Below are 15,055 nucleotides of genomic sequence, written 5' to 3' on the forward strand. Positions count from 1 at the left end.
GTATTTAGCCCGGAAAGGAAAACAAGCTCTGTTGGCAGATAGCTAGGAGTTGGTTTACCTTTCTGGGCAGTTTTATTTTCAAAAGACTGTTAAAAGACTAGAAAAAATTTTTCTAAAAAGTTTTCAGTTTTGCAGTTAAAACTGAGGAGGTTTAAAAATGGCAGCTTTGGGACAAGCCACAAGGCTAGGAATTGGAGCCTTTGAAAACTCAGGACTGGCAGAACTACGTCCCGATAGAACAGAAGCGGATGTGCAAGTGATCATCCGAGCAGCTTACCGTCAAGTTTTGGGTAATTCATACCTGCTGGAAGGAGAGCGTCTTGTCAGTGCAGAATCCCTGTTGCAGCAAGGTGTGATTTCAGTTCGGGGGTTTGTGCTAGCCATTGCTCAGTCGGAACTATATCGGGAGAAGTTTTTCCATTCAAACTCGCAAATTCGATTTATCGAGTTGAATTATAAGCATTTATTGGGTCGTGCCCCCGAAGATGAGTCAGAAATTTCGTACCACGTTGAGCTTTACAACTCACAAGGTTACGAAGCTGAGATTAACTCATACATAGACTCGCAAGAATATCAAGAAAGCTTTGGCGAAAATATTGTCCCATACTATCGTGGCTTTCAAAGCCAAGTAGGGCAGAAAAATGTTGGCTATAGCCGACTATTCCAACTGTATCGGGGTTATGCCAATAGCGATCGCGCTCAAGGGCAAAAACAAGGACGGCTAACTTGGGAAGTAGCTAAGAATCTGGCTTCACCTATCTACCCAGTCTCTACAGGAGCCTTAACAGGTCTCTCAACAGGTGGTCGAGGAGAAACATACCGGATTAGAGTACTACAAGCAGCTTCTCCAAACTCAGCTGTGGTGCGGCGCGGTACTGCGGAGTTACTCGTCCCCTACGAGCAACTTTCTAGTAAATTGCAGCAGCTTAATCGTAAGGGCAGTAAGGTTATTAGCATTACAGCCGTATAAATAGGGAATCGGGAATTAAGTGAGGAGTCAGGAGTTCGGTGAGGAGTCAGGAGTTAGAAGTTAGAAGTTATGAGTTTTGAATTCCTAACTATACCCCAACTCTCAACTGTTAACACCTAACTCCTCACTTTTACCAATTACTAAATTACAAAAGGAAAATTACCAATGGCTATTACAACAGCAGCTTCCCGTCTGGGAACAGAAGCTTTTAGTGATAACTCTCCTGTAGAATTGCGTCCAAATGCAACTAAAGAAGACATAGAGAAAGTAATTACTGCCGTCTATCGTCAATTGTTGGGCAACGATTACTTAATGAAATCTGAGCGCCTCACAAGTGCTGAATCTATTCTGCGCGATGGAAAAATTACAGTCCAAGAGTTTGTACGTCAAGTAGCTAAATCAGAACTGTACAAAACCAAATTTTTCTACAACAGTTTTCAAACTCGCGTCATTGAACTGAACTATAAACATTTGTTGGGTCGTGCTCCCTATGATGAGTCTGAGGTAGTCTATCACTTAGACTTGTATCAAACCAAGGGATATGAAGCCGACATTGATTCCTATATTGATTCGCCAGAGTATCAAAGTAGCTTTGGTGAAAATATTGTGCCTTTCTATCGCGGCTTTGCAACTCAAACAGGTCAAAAAACTGTTGGATTTAGCCGGATATTCCAACTTTATCGCGGCTATGCTAGTAGCGATACCTCCCAACTCAAAGGCAATTCCTCTCGCCTTGCTGCCGAACTAGGTCGTAATAGTGCATCTGTTGTTGTTCCTCCATCTGGTGGCCCTTCAGGTTTTTCCTACGTTGCTCCTGGAAAAGGCGTTACCCCCAACAGTACATTTGGTGGTGCAGGAACTTTTGGCAAAGAAGGCAGACTCTACCGCGTTGAAGTAGCAGGCGTTTTTGGAGCTGGCTATCCTAGCACCCGCCGTGTCAATCAAGCTGTAGTTATACCTTATGAAGAACTATCTAGTTACTTCCAGAGAGTGGTAAAACAAGGTGGTAAAATCGCTAGTGTGAAGCCGCTTTAGTGTCAATGGTCATTAGTCATTGGTCATTAGTCATTGGTAATTGGCAAAAGACAAAAGACTAATGACAACTTCGATTTATAAATTTGGAGTTGGTTTATGCTTGGACAAATTAGTGGTAGAAATAGTAATCGCTCCTTCCGCTATGAAGTAGTTGGTCTGCGCCAAAGCGAAGAAACGGAAAAAGTCGGCTATCCCATTCGTTCTAGTGGTAGCGTGTTTATCACGGTGCCTGAAAATCGAATGAATCAAGAAATGCAGCGAATTACTCGCTTGGGTGGCAGAATAGTCAGCATTCAACCATTGAATGCTGAGGCTAAAACAGATAGCGAACAGAGCGATCATTCTTCTCATGAATCCCAGTCCGCAGAAAATTGAAGATTTATCACCAATAGGTGACAATGCCGAAGGTGAATCTTTAACAGTAGAGCAAGCGATCGCTAATCTTGAAAGTGCAGATTTAGGTCTGCGGTTTTATGCTGCTTGGTGGTTGGGCAGGTTTCGCATAGGTGAAGCAGCTGCGATTACAGCACTGATCAAAGCGTTAGAGGATGAAGCCGACAGAACACCAGAAGGCGGATATCCTCTGCGACGGAACGCAGCTAGAGCCTTAGGGAAACTAGACGATCGCCAAGCAGTGTTACCTTTAATTGCGTGTTTAGACTGCTCAGATTTTTATGTGCGCGAAGCAGCGGTGCAATCCTTAGAAATGCTAGGCGATCCGGTTTGCATTCCTGCTCTGATCAATCTATTAACACTAGGTTTGCAGGGAGAGCAGCTTGTATCAGAGCAGCCTGATTTATCTCAACCCTACGATGCCCTCTTAGAAGCCTTGGGAACTTTGAGGGCAACTGAGTTCATCCCTTTGGTAAAGCCATTTTTAGAGCATCCAATCGAATTGGTGCAATATGCTGCTGCACGAGCGATGTATCAATTAACCCAAGAACCAGTTTATGGAGAACGGTTGGTACAAGCTTTAGCGGGTGAGAAATTGCAATTGCGTCGGGCAGTGTTAGCAGATTTGGGAGCGATTGGGTATCTACCCGCAGCAGATGCGATCGCACAGACTCTTGCTGAAAATAGCCTAAAGCTAATTTCTCTGAAAGGATTACTAGAACATCAAGTCAATCACATAACACCAAGCATTTTGTCAGAAGGTGCGATTAAAGTGATGCATTTGATGGACTCGCTGTTGTAGTCATATATTCTAGATAATGAGTTGTCATTAATACGTTTAAACCAAATGTTTACCACACATAAACCCCCAACCCAACTGCAAAATCAGGGCTAGGGGGTTTATGTATGATGTCAACTACGGATGACTTAAGCTACAATTGGCTGACAATTAATTACCCATGAAAAATTATTATGAATAACAGTGAACTTGCCCAAATATTGATCCGTGCTGTAGAAGAAGCAGATTCCTCGGATCGCTTATTAGACGCAGTTCAGGAGTTAGCAGCAGCTGGTATAGAGGAAGCTGTTCCTACTTTAATTGCAGCTTTGGGCTACAACAATCCAGGGGCGGCGGTGGCGGCGGTAGATGGACTGATTGCGATCGGGGAAGTTGCAGTACCTCCACTATTGCAACTAATTGATGACTACAACTACGGCGCTAGAGCCTGGGCTATTCGTGCCTTAGCAGGAATTGGCGATGTCCGAGCGCTGGATACATTGTTAGAGGCAGCAAAAACCGATTTTTCCCTGAGTGTGCGGCGGGCCGCTGCCAGGGGATTAGGCACTTTGCGCTGGCATCAAGTAGCGCCTGAGAAACTAGAATCTATTCAGACTCAGGTATTAGAGGCGCTATTACTCATTTCTCAAGATCCAGAGTGGGTAGTGCGCTATGCAGTAGTGACGAGTTTAGAAACACTAGCCATTGCGATCGCAGTCACCTTACCCGATCAAGCGTCGCGTATTACAAATCAACTTCAGCAAATTCTCGATACAGATGTTGATCTCGGAGTTCGTACCCGTGTCAAGTTTGCACAGGAAAAAATTCAGCAGCAACATCAAGAAGTCTTTGCACCTAAAAGAAAACTACACGAGACTGAAGTGCCTCATCGTGGCGGTGGCAGACGTTAACTAAGGGATTTACAACAAATTTATAAGTGGTACCACAGGGAGAAGGCAGCGACTATTGGCATATTGCCGCCGTACACATCAATGGCCAAGCCTTCTGCCTAACCCTCACGCACTTAATAAACTCAAATTATAGGATTCTGGCGCTTAACAGGTTTGGGCTTAGGAATCGGTTTAGTGTTTGTAGGAAGTATCAAGTTTTCAACGGCTTGGGTAATTGCCTGTACTTGTATTGGCGCTAAACAATCAGGAGAACTATTTATCATCTGTAGCAGTGCAGGGATACCTTGTAAAACTGGAACTGAGCAATCATTTGCTCCTATCCATTTAGCAATTGGGAAGACTACTGGAGCTGCAACAAACCCATTAGGAAGGTTAGGCATTAATGAAGTAATCCACTGACTAAACATTTTTTGATGGTAAATACTTTGAGAAGTCGGACTATTGTCAACTGCTACCCAATTGTTACCTTCACGCCGTTTCCATTTATCTTTATAAGCGCTAAATGAACCTTTCCAGGTTTTGACCTCTACTAAAAAAACACCACTTTCACCGATAATTAAATGGTCTATTTCCGTTAGAGAGCCTGAGCTAGTGGGGATTAAAGCATTATTAAATATCACCCATGTATCGGGGAAAGATTGCAAAAGTAGTGATACTCCCCATTCCCCCATATTGCCTTTGAATTTATTTGTTGCTTGGTTAAATTCAAACATGAATGAACCCAACCCACCTAAAAAGCCATCACCTAATCTTTCATGAATTTCTTGGTGTTTGGTAGATTTTTTGGTGTCGATTTTTTGTTGGAATACTGCCCTAAGTGAGGGTGATTGTTGAAGAGTTCTCATCAAAATTGTAGTAATATTTGTCAGTAACCGCCATTTTTAGAGTTCCCAGAATTGAAGGGAAATCGCTCTCCCCTAATTCATATAGAAAAAATTTTATGCTACTAACAGTGATAAAGCTAACGAGACAACAAAGAGTGAATTTCTCCCTGGATATTGCCACGGGCAGATGGTTCGGCAAACTCTAACATTAAAGGCGTAAAATAAATACGCGATCGCTTTAAAAATCGTTCTAAAACCTGCTGACGACCTGTGATATACGCTGCCTCTGACACCCAGCTATATTCCTGGCGAATGGCATGGGTGTATTCTCCATACTGCACTTGGTTAGTAGCCAAAATCGCTAAATCTGCATCAAGTAAAACTTGGCTATCACAATCATCTACCGCAGCTTGGTGGTCTTTAGTGTTCAGAATAAGACGGGTGACAGTAGCTATGGTACTTTCTGGAATACCCAAATTACTCAGCAATTCCAAAGCATAGTCTGCGCTTCGTTCTTCATTATCTTGAGCTTCAGTGTTATATACTACATCGTGGAACCAGGCAGCTAGTTGAACAGCAGCTAGGTTGTTGGTGTAGCCTTGTAAAATCTGAATTGTGCTGAGGACGTGATCAATGTGTTTCAGTGTATGGTAGTAGCGATTAGGGGTAGAGTAAGCTGCAACCAAAGGATTAAAGGCTTTATCAGCCGCTATCTGGTCAACGCCAAAGGGTTGGAGTGTGTGTTGCCAGTTAGAAAATAAAATATGCGTGAGGTTTTCTGTAGGCATAAATGTAGTATTCACACTCTTAGTATGACTGAGCTAATCTCTTGTGTTGCAACATCTGTCAATCAAGTTAGAAATAGATCAACAAAAGGATAACATTTGTTATTCAATTGGGCATTGTGATTAGGGGAGAGGAGACAGGTGAGAGGTTATAGGGAATAATCTGTACCCTGTAACCTATTCCCTTCTTTACTCCTCACTAAATATGGTGACAGCTAAATGAAAGCGTCAAAATAGAAGACACAGGCTTTGTACAAAAAGCCTTGCCTTAATTAAGGAGTTTACTATCAGTGGTATTACAAGTACAAACAAGCACCTACGAAGCTAAAACCCAAGAAATTGCTAAACAACTTCTAGCAGCAACGCAGGAAAATCGTTCGTTTTTTTCTTCCCTGCGGGATCAAATGCGCTGGGATGATAAATTACTAGCTTGGGCGATGAGTAATCCTGGATTGCGGGTGCAACTATTTCGCTTTATAGATACGCTACCTGCTTTGCACAGTAAATCAGAAATTGCCTCACATTTACAAGAATATTTAGGAGATGAATCTGTAGAATTACCGGCAGCTTTGAAGGGAATGCTAAACTTTGCTAATCCCGATTCGATGCCAGGACAAGTTGCTGCTACAACTGTTGGTACAGCCGTTGAGACTCTTGCTCATAAATATATTTCTGGGGAAAATATTAAACAAGTCATCAAAACAGTTGAACGACTGCGAAAAGAAAAAATGGCTTTCACCATCGACTTACTTGGTGAAGCCGTAATTACCGAAGCCGAAGCGCAGTCTTATCTAGAACGCTATCTAGAATTAATGCAACAATTGGTGGAAGCATCGAAGAACTGGTCAGCTATCCCGGCTATTGATGAGGCTGATGGCGAAACTATACCAAAAGTTCAGGTTTCTGTTAAGTTAACGGCGTTTTATTCCCAATTTGATCCTCTGGATGCTAAAGGTAGTGAGGAGCGAGTTAGCGATCGCATTCGGATTCTCTTACGTCGTGCTAAAGAGTTGGGCGCAGCTGTGCATTTTGATATGGAACAGTATGCCTATAAAGACATAACTCTCAGCATCCTGAAAAAACTTTTACTAGAAGAAGAGTTTCGGCAACGCACAGATATTGGGATGACAATCCAAGCATATCTGCGTGATAGTGAGCAAGATACCAAAGACTTAATTTCTTGGTTGAAAGAACGTGGTTATCCCCTAACAATCCGTTTGGTAAAAGGCGCATATTGGGATCAGGAAACTATCAAAGCAGCACAGAAGCATTGGCCACAGCCAGTTTACAACGATAAAGCGGCAACTGATGTTAACTTTGAAACCATCACTCAGTTGTTGTTAGAAAATCATCAATATGTGTATTCTGCCATTGGTAGCCATAATGTGCGATCGCACTCTCGCGCCATTGCCATAGCTGAAAGTTTAAATGTCCCTCGCCGTCGCTTTGAATTGCAAGTCCTCTACGGTATGGGTGATAAAGTTGCAAAGGCGTTGGTTGACAGGGGTTATCGAGTCAGAGTTTACTGTCCCTACGGTGAATTATTACCTGGAATGGCGTATTTAATTCGGCGGTTGTTGGAAAATACAGCTAATAGTTCTTTCTTACGGCAAAATCTCGAAAATCGACCTATTGAGGAATTATTAGCACCGCCGATTGTCAAAGAAGAAAAAAACTCTTTAACTCCTAACTCCTCACTCCAAACTCCTCACTCTCATTTCCTCGGTGTGGCTGATACCGATTACGCAGAAGAAGAGGTGAGAACAAAGGCGGCGCAAGCTTTCCAAAGCGTTCGTCAACAGTTGGGGAAAACTTATTTACCCCTAATTAATGGCGAATATGTTAATACGCCGGAATTTGTTGATTCTCTCAATCCTTCTAATTTCAGTGAAGTAATCGGTAAAGTTGGGTTGATTAGTGTTGAACAAGCTGAACAGGCGATGCAAGCTGCTAAAGCGGCGTTTCCTGGATGGAGGAAAACACCGGCTAAACAACGCGCTGATATTTTGCGGAAAGCGGGTGATTTGATGGAACTCCGCCGCGCCGAACTTTCAGCTTGGATAGTTTTGGAAGTTGGGAAACCAGTTAAGGAAGCCGATGGAGAGGTTTCGGAAGCGATAGATTTCTGTCGGTACTACGCTGATGAGATTGAACGGTTAGACAAAGGTGTGAATTATGACATTACTGGTGAAACTAATCGTTATATTTACCAGCCACGCGGTATTGCTGTAGTAATTTCTCCCTGGAATTTTCCGCTAGCGATCGCATGTGGAATGACTGTTGCAGCCTTAGTTTCAGGGAATTGTACTCTTCTTAAACCTGCGGAAACATCTTCTGTAATTACCGCAAAACTCACCGAAATTTTAATAGAGGCTGGTTTTCCCAAAGGTGTGTTTCAATACGTGCCAGGGAAAGGTTCGCAAGTCGGCGCTTATTTGGTAAATCATCCAGATACTCATGTAATTGCTTTTACTGGTTCTCAGGAAGTTGGCTGTAGAATTTACGCGGAAGCGGCAACTTTGAAACCCGGACAAAAGCACATGAAACGTGTAATTGCTGAAATGGGTGGCAAGAATGCGATTATTGTCGATGAAAGTGCTGATTTAGACCAAGCTGTTGTGGGTGTAGTGCAGTCGGCATTTGGTTACAGTGGACAAAAATGTTCTGCTGCTTCCAGGGTGATTGTGCTGCAACCGATTTATGATGCTTTTGTGCAACGATTGGTAGAAGCGACAAAATCCTTGAACATTGGGGAAGCAGAGTTACCGAGTACACAAGTTGGGCCAGTGATTGATGCTAATGCCCGCGATCGCATCCGCGAGTATATTGAGAAGGGTAAGGCAGAAGCACAATTAGCTTTGGAGTTACCAGCACCCGAACAAGGATATTTTATCGGCCCAGTTATCTTTAGTGAAGTATCGCCAAATGCGGTAATTTCCCAACAAGAAATTTTTGGCCCTGTGCTGGCGGTAATTCGGGTGAAAGATTTCCAGGAAGCACTAACAGTTGCCAATGGAACTAACTACGCTTTGACTGGCGGACTTTATTCGAGAACACCTTCGCATATTCAGCAGGCGCAGGTAGAATTTGAAGTCGGTAATTTGTACATTAACCGTAATATTACCGGAGCGATCGTTGGACGGCAACCCTTTGGTGGATTCAAACTTTCTGGAGTAGGTTCTAAAGCAGGTGGCCCTGATTACCTCCTACAATTCCTGGAACCACGCGCGGTTACAGAAAATATTCAGCGCCAAGGTTTTGCACCAATTGAAGGGGCAGATTAAACTACAAGAATAAGTAGGGCATATGCCCTACTTATTTGATGATTGAACCACAGAAAGAGTTTGATGAGTAATTTAGTTATAAAAGTTGCTGAATTACCTGAAGAATTTCCCGCAATTCAAGCAATTAGGCGAGCAGTTTTTCAGGAAGAACAAAAGGTAGCTCCGGCTTTAGAATTTGATGGTAAAGATCAAATATCTGAGCATTTGATTGCTTATTTAGATAAGGAAGCTGTTGGTACTGCCAGAATTAGATATTTGGATGATAAAACTGCCAAGATAGAAAGGCTTGCTGTGTTATCTACAGCTAGAGGGCAGGGTATTGGTACAAAAATTATGGAACATGCATTACAGGTAATAGCTAACAAAAATATTCCAGAAGTTGTGATTCACGCCCAAGAATATGTAAAAGATTTGTACAAAAAATTGGATTTTGTAGAAGAAGGAGAAATATTTGAAGAAGCTAGTATTCACCATGTGACAATGAGAAAAAAACTCACAGTCCGAATAAATAAAATATTTTTTTAATCAGTGATAATTAAAGCGGTTTTCAATGAATTAACTACACTACTGCTCAATCCAAAAACCTCGCTTTTCCTATTATAATTAGCTCAAGTATCGCATCAATAATGATTCTAGCTGGACTGTCCGAATTGGCTTAACTAAATAGTCATTAGCACTACCTTGCAGCATAGTCATTTCCTCTTCTAAAGGTTCGCTAAAGGTCATCATTACAATCGGCGTATTTTCCCAAGTAGGATCTTGTCTAATGATATTTAACAAATTTAAAATACTAACATCACTGATTAACTGGAAATCAAAAAAAACTAAATCTGGTTGGAAATTTTGCACTTGGTTCAAAAATTCTTTCTCATTATCTATCCACTTAACTTTGTAGCCAATTGTGTGGAGATAATCTTGCAACACAGTGGCAGTTTTTTCTTCTTTCTCCACAAGCAAAATAGTTTTATTTTTGGGGATGGCTGGGGAGGAGGACAAGGAGGATAAAGTAAAATTTTCTCCCTTGTCTTCCTCAACTCCTTCATCCTCTCCTGCTGGCGAAAGCACTGGATTTGGTAGAAACAGAGTGAACTGACTCCCTTCTCCCAAAGTCGATGTAACGGTCACATCTCCACCATGCAAACGCGCTAATTTGCGCGTTAAAGCTAAACCCAGACCTGTGCCTTCATACTGCCGATTTAACCGACTGTCAAGCTGTTTAAACGGTTCAAATAAAAATTGAAACTGACTTGAGTCTATACCAATTCCAGTATCTGAAACTGTAAACGTAGTTCCTTGCGGTACTTTTTTCACTACCAGCGATACCTGACCAGCCGGGGTGAATTTAATAGCATTAGTGAGGAGGTTGAGTAGCATTTGCTTAATGCGCCGCTCATCAGCAATACAAATATCCTCTTCTAGATCAATTTTACAGGTGAGTTGCAATCCTTTTTCTAAGGCGCGATCGCGCACTGTCCACATGGCATAATTACATAAATCTGACACTGGTAAAGGTGAGAGTAACAGTTCCTCTTTGCCTGCTTCTACCTTAGATAAGTCAAGGATATCGTTAATCAGTGCCAGCAGATGTTCACCACTACTATATATACAACTTACATATTCGTTCTGTTTTTCATTCAGAGAGCCGACTATTTCTTGTTGCAACAACTCTGACAAGCCCATAATCGCATTCAGAGGTGTCCGCAACTCATGGCTCATGGTTGCTAAAAATTCACTTTTTGCCCGACTAGCAGCTTCTGCTGCTTCTTGAGAAGCACGCAGTTTCAATTCTGTTTCCTTGCGTTCAGTAATATCCTCAATCATTGCTAGAAAAAACTCAGGTTCACCATTGGTGTCTGGTATAACAGAAACAGAAATATGAGTCCAAACTAAGCTACCATTTTGATGCAGGCAGCGTCTTTCCATCTCAATGCGATGTTTATCGCCAAGCTGCTTTTGAAGTTCAGAGGGTTGGAAGCCAAAGCTTGAAGTTTTCCCTGAGTTTGTGCGAATTCCTGACACCAGTTGTTTGTAAAGTTTTAAATCCCCCTTTTGTGTGGAAATATAATCTGTAAAGCTCTTGCCGGATAGATATTCTCGGCTATATCCTAAAATCTCACACAGTGCCGGATTGGTATCGACTATCTGCGCTTTCATATCTATAAGTCCAATGCCAATAGAAGAACGCTCAAAAATCGCTCGGAATTGCGCCTCACTGTGTCGCAGTGCTTCCTGTACAACGTTTCGCTCGCTCGCTTCTATAGCCAGGGTCACGAAATCTGCAATCGAGCCAGCAAAAGTTTCTTCTTCCAAAGTCCATTGGCGACCTTCGCCTATATGTTCGTGACAGACTACGCCTACTAAACGACCCTCTAACCAAATCGGTGCATCTAGCAGGGATGTGATGCCCAAAACAGAAAGATAAGACTCGGATAATTCTTGGGTTCTTGTATCGTTTCTGGCATCATCTGCGGCAATGGTACGTTCCTCTTCTAAAGCCTGGAAATAAGCTGGATAATTTTTTTGTGAAAGCGAGTTACCAAAGCTATGCTCCTTGGTGTTTACATCATATAAATCGATGCATTCAATTTTTGAACGCCCTTCATTATATAGCCACACCCCTACTCGCTTCACTAAAAGTGTCCGAGCAGCAGTTTCTGTAATTTCTCTTAATACTGCATTAAGATTACCTAGCTGAAATGTTTTACTCCTTGCCAGTTGTACGAGCGTCTGGCTTTGTTTTCGCCGACTATTTTCTCTGATTTGTAAAGCCTCTTGGGCCTGCTTGTGCTCTGTAATATCTCTAGCTGACACCACCTGCATTAGTTGCCCTCAAGAAGAAATAATTTTGTCTTGCAGTTCTACAAAAAAATTAGAACCGTCTTTGTATAACTACAGTTACTTAATAGGGTTTTTCATAACCGGAAAGTATATTTTTTCTCACCAAATCTTATGATTCTGGATAACGAGTTCTAGACTAGATTTTGCTTATTACTTCTGTTACATCATGCCAGTGATTTTTGCCACGGTATAATTAGCATTTTGAACAATTTCACTATTAAGTAATTTCACCAAGAACTACAAGTAGTATAGTATTTTGAATTTGGGTCTGGCGAGTAGGGAGTGATGTAGTTCAATTACCTAAAAGTCGCTGTAAGTTAATTTGTTGCTTAGTGCTGATAACAATTCTTTGTGAAACTGCACAAAATCAAGGATGGTTAGACTTGAGGCTTAAGTCTCAAGTTTTAGAGCAACCTTACAGCTAATCAAGATGACTACCAAAATACCCTTGATTCTCCTAGAGAAAGATACCTAATGACTAAAATTTTGCGAGAATTAAGGTAATGCCAGCTTTTGTGGAGGTGGAGCAATGACGGATAGTAATGTAAGAATTGTTTCTCTGATTCCCGGTGGAACAGAGATTTTAGCGACACTAGGGTTGGTTAATGCCATTGTAGGGCGATCGCACGAATGCGATTACCCTCCAGAAATCCAAGATCGCCCCATTTGTACCGAAGCACGCTTAAACTCCAGTGCCTCCAGCAGCCAAATTCATGATGAAGTGAACAATTTATTGCAGGCTGCTCTCAGTATTTATCAAATCAAAACAGATGTTTTAGAGCAATTGCAGCCTACCCACATTCTCACTCAAGACCAGTGTGATGTTTGTGCTGTCAGCTTACACGATGTTGAAAAGGCAGTTGCCACACTCATTAACAGTAAACCGCAGATTATTTCTTTACAACCCAATATTCTCCAGGATATTTGGGCTGACATTGAGCGAGTCGGCAACACCTTTGGCGTAGACTCGGTAAAAATCATAGAAAATTTAGAAGCTCGCGTCAAAATTTGTCAGCAAAGAATCCAGGGGCTTTCTTTAAATGAACAGCCTACTGTCGCCTGTATTGAGTGGACTGATCCTATGATGGTAGCCGCCAATTGGATTCCTGAATTAGTCAATTTAGCAGGAGGACAGTCCTTGTTTTGCGCTACAGGTCAGCCTTCTCCCATCTTGCCGTGGGAAACACTATTAACAACTGATCCAGATGTAATTGTTTTTATGCCCTGTGGCTTTGATTTAAATCGCACTCGCCAAGAAGCCAATTTGTTAACTCAACGTTCAGAGTGGGAAAAACTGCACGCTACCAAAGCTGGTAGGGTCTACATCACTGATGGCAATTCTTTCTTCAATCGTCCAGGGCCTCGACTGGTAGATTCTTTAGAAATTTTGGCAGAAATTTTGCATCCAGAAATTTTTCAGTATGGCTACAAAGGAACGGGTTGGGAACCCTTGTAAAGAAGAATTCCGAACTCATGAGCCAGAGTTCAGTATGAATTCGAGTCTAATGTTTATGATATTGGTTTAAAACCTTGGCAGGTTCCAATCCCACACGAAGAGTAATTCTGATTCCTGGATTCTGAATTGTGAATTCTTTTTTAAGGTGTTTGTTCAGAATCCGTCGATGGTTCATTGTTAAATAACAGCAGGCGTGCAGCAAGGATAGCAAATCCCACAGCAGCGATCGCTTTTAATAAGCGTGTAGGTAATAATTCGGCTACTGCTCCCCCTGCTAATGATCCCAATAGGCTTGTCAACAGCAATGCGCCTGCTGCACCAAAAAATACTGCGCGCGGAGAATTACAACGCCCTGAAAGTGCGATCGCTGCTAGCTGACTTTTGTCACCCAATTCTGATAAAAAAACTGTAATAAAGCTCAGTCCTAAGAGATGCCAATCCATATGTTTAAGGGGAGCGGGAAATGGGGAGTTTTTCTAATGACTAATGACCAATAAATACATCCCAAAACAGCATTAGGGAAATCATTAACAACATCACACCTGCTGATTTTTCTACAGTTTTTGGGCTGAGTCGCGTGGCTATCCAACTACCTAAAAGCACGCCTAATAAGCTGGTGGTTATTAGCGCAGCCGCAGATCCGATAAATACCACCCACGGCGAATGAGATTCTGCACTCATTAATAGGGTGGATAGCTGAGTTTTATCTCCAATTTCTGCTAGAAAAATAGTTACAAAAGTTGTACCAAAAACTACTAACGCTGATTGCTGCTTTTGAGGACTATCGGCAACTACAGGCTGAACTGGCTGGGCGATCGCACGAGTTAAGTTCAAATCATTGCTATCTTTCAGTTCTAGCTCGATCTCAGTTTGAGATATGCCAGAAATCTCCAAAGGTGCAGAGTCAAGTTTCACAGGCAGTAGTTTTGTTAGTAAGTTGCTTTCATATTTCTATCATATTCTCAGATTGTTGTAATAAATTGCAACTACATAAATAAATAGTGATAAAAAAATTATGGAGTGTCTTTGCGTTCTTGCATACTCCTCACAGCCCAACAGCTTTATTGAAGCGTAGTATTTCCAGACTGCGATCGCCGTATACTCCTTCTATTTGCTGGCGACAGCAGTCAATGGCAAAATCGTTAACTTCTTCTGGTTCAACCCCATACATATCTTGAAACACTTCTGATTCCACACGGCAGAAGCGAGGACGATCTGAGTAGATGCGGCATTCTCGCGTGGTATGGTCGAAGTTAACGCACCATCCCGCTTCGCCTACCATGCTGAGATAGAGTTCTAGTTCTGGTGGAGAGAGATACTCATCTAAATCTGGACGCTCTGCTGGATCAAGATTACAGCAGGCTCCACATTGCTTTACACATTGCCAAGTTGCCATTTTAAATTAGGGATTAGGGACAATGGAGCAAGGGCAGAATAATTAATAATCAATACCCAATGCCCTTATTTTACGTTTTTATGTCTTTTCTTATAATTTTGTTAAGTAAATTAAATCTAACAGACCATAGCCAGATATGATCGATTTCGGGTTTCCTAATTAAGTTATTGAATTTTTTAAGACAATTGGGAGGAGAAAAGGAAAAATGGACGCTTTGTTTAACGCTTTTACCAGTATCAATTGGGAAGTTATTTTCCAATTGCTGTCCGTGGCGCTAATTGTGATTGCTGGACCAGTGGTAATCTTTTTGCTGGCATTTCGCAACGGCAACCTATAAGAGTGCTGAGTGCTGACTAAGGAGTTAACAGTTAAGAGTTAGGAGTGA

The 15,055-nt window shown here is 42.0% G+C and carries 15 protein-coding genes; 9 read left to right on the forward strand and 6 right to left on the reverse strand.

Annotation, left to right across the window (positions count from 1 at the left end):
• Positions 1 to 157: 157 nt before the first annotated feature.
• The 5 genes from ACEYW6_RS12995 to ACEYW6_RS13015 all read left to right on the forward strand — a co-directional run bounded on the left by ACEYW6_RS12995 (position 158) and on the right by ACEYW6_RS13015 (position 4,087).
• Entirely contained in the window at positions 158 to 970 is an 813-nt protein-coding gene (locus tag ACEYW6_RS12995) for a phycobilisome linker polypeptide (protein ID WP_190890268.1), read from the forward strand.
• A gap of 165 nt (positions 971 to 1,135) precedes the next feature.
• Positions 1,136 to 2,005, forward strand: a complete 870-nt coding sequence (locus ACEYW6_RS13000; protein WP_412980012.1) for a phycobilisome rod-core linker polypeptide — start codon at positions 1,136 to 1,138, stop codon at positions 2,003 to 2,005.
• A 96-nt stretch (positions 2,006 to 2,101) separates the two neighbouring features.
• Positions 2,102 to 2,380, forward strand: a complete 279-nt coding sequence (locus ACEYW6_RS13005) for a phycobilisome linker polypeptide (protein ID WP_190890266.1) — start codon at positions 2,102 to 2,104, stop codon at positions 2,378 to 2,380.
• A complete protein-coding gene (locus tag ACEYW6_RS13010; protein ID WP_412980013.1) occupies positions 2,355 to 3,200 on the forward strand; it encodes a HEAT repeat domain-containing protein in 846 nt (281 codons plus the stop codon). Before ACEYW6_RS13005 ends, ACEYW6_RS13010 begins: the two co-directional genes overlap by 26 nt.
• Before the next feature lie 170 nt (positions 3,201 to 3,370).
• Complete coding sequence (locus ACEYW6_RS13015) at positions 3,371 to 4,087, forward strand: HEAT repeat domain-containing protein (protein ID WP_412980014.1); 717 nt, start codon at positions 3,371 to 3,373, stop codon at positions 4,085 to 4,087.
• Between the two features lie 122 nt (positions 4,088 to 4,209).
• Here ACEYW6_RS13015 and ACEYW6_RS13020 read toward each other — a convergent pair whose 3' ends face one another.
• Complete coding sequence (locus ACEYW6_RS13020) at positions 4,210 to 4,932, reverse strand: nuclease-related domain-containing protein (protein ID WP_412980015.1); 723 nt, start codon at positions 4,930 to 4,932, stop codon at positions 4,210 to 4,212.
• Between the two features lie 116 nt (positions 4,933 to 5,048).
• Positions 5,049 to 5,699, reverse strand: a complete 651-nt coding sequence (locus tag ACEYW6_RS13025) for a hypothetical protein (RefSeq protein ID WP_412980016.1) — start codon at positions 5,697 to 5,699, stop codon at positions 5,049 to 5,051.
• Between the two features lie 287 nt (positions 5,700 to 5,986).
• Here ACEYW6_RS13025 and pruA point away from each other — a divergent pair, with 287 nt between their 5' ends.
• Together pruA and ACEYW6_RS13035 are read left to right on the forward strand one after the other, a co-directional pair.
• On the forward strand, positions 5,987 to 8,980 hold the full coding sequence (pruA, locus tag ACEYW6_RS13030) for an L-glutamate gamma-semialdehyde dehydrogenase (protein WP_412980017.1): 2,994 nt from the start codon (positions 5,987 to 5,989) through the stop codon (positions 8,978 to 8,980).
• Positions 8,981 to 9,043: 63 nt separating this feature from the next.
• Positions 9,044 to 9,505 (forward strand): GNAT family N-acetyltransferase, encoded by a 462-nt coding sequence (locus tag ACEYW6_RS13035; protein ID WP_412980018.1) that lies wholly within the window; start codon positions 9,044 to 9,046, stop codon positions 9,503 to 9,505.
• Between the two features lie 78 nt (positions 9,506 to 9,583).
• Here ACEYW6_RS13035 and ACEYW6_RS13040 read toward each other — a convergent pair whose 3' ends face one another.
• A complete protein-coding gene (locus ACEYW6_RS13040; RefSeq protein WP_412980019.1) occupies positions 9,584 to 11,800 on the reverse strand; it encodes a PAS domain S-box protein in 2,217 nt (738 codons plus the stop codon).
• A gap of 547 nt (positions 11,801 to 12,347) precedes the next feature.
• Here ACEYW6_RS13040 and ACEYW6_RS13045 point away from each other — a divergent pair.
• Positions 12,348 to 13,274 carry a cobalamin-binding protein gene (locus ACEYW6_RS13045; RefSeq protein WP_412980020.1) on the forward strand — a complete coding sequence of 309 codons (927 nt, stop codon included), beginning with the start codon at positions 12,348 to 12,350 and terminating at the stop codon, positions 13,272 to 13,274.
• Positions 13,275 to 13,414: 140 nt separating this feature from the next.
• Here ACEYW6_RS13045 and ACEYW6_RS13050 read toward each other — a convergent pair whose 3' ends face one another.
• The 3 genes from ACEYW6_RS13050 to ACEYW6_RS13060 all read right to left on the reverse strand — a co-directional run bounded on the left by ACEYW6_RS13050 (position 13,415) and on the right by ACEYW6_RS13060 (position 14,670).
• Complete coding sequence (locus ACEYW6_RS13050) at positions 13,415 to 13,717, reverse strand: TMEM165/GDT1 family protein (protein WP_152589365.1); 303 nt, start codon at positions 13,715 to 13,717, stop codon at positions 13,415 to 13,417.
• Positions 13,718 to 13,757: 40 nt separating this feature from the next.
• The gene (locus ACEYW6_RS13055; protein WP_412980021.1) at positions 13,758 to 14,189 is read right to left on the reverse strand and encodes a TMEM165/GDT1 family protein; all 432 of its coding nucleotides are present in this window, start codon (positions 14,187 to 14,189) and stop codon (positions 13,758 to 13,760) included.
• A gap of 130 nt (positions 14,190 to 14,319) precedes the next feature.
• The gene (locus ACEYW6_RS13060) at positions 14,320 to 14,670 is read right to left on the reverse strand and encodes a YkgJ family cysteine cluster protein (RefSeq protein ID WP_196510407.1); all 351 of its coding nucleotides are present in this window, start codon (positions 14,668 to 14,670) and stop codon (positions 14,320 to 14,322) included.
• 205 nt (positions 14,671 to 14,875) lie between these two features.
• Between ACEYW6_RS13060 and psb30 the strand changes: the two genes are divergently transcribed.
• Positions 14,876 to 15,007 carry a photosystem II reaction center protein Ycf12/Psb30 gene (gene psb30, locus ACEYW6_RS13065; protein ID WP_196510408.1) on the forward strand — a complete coding sequence of 44 codons (132 nt, stop codon included), beginning with the start codon at positions 14,876 to 14,878 and terminating at the stop codon, positions 15,005 to 15,007.
• Positions 15,008 to 15,055 lie beyond the last annotated feature (48 nt).

It is taken from the genome of Nostoc sp. UIC 10607, from assembly GCF_047228265.1.
Taxonomy (GTDB): Bacteria; Cyanobacteriota; Cyanobacteriia; order Cyanobacteriales; family Nostocaceae; genus Nostoc; species Nostoc foliaceum_A.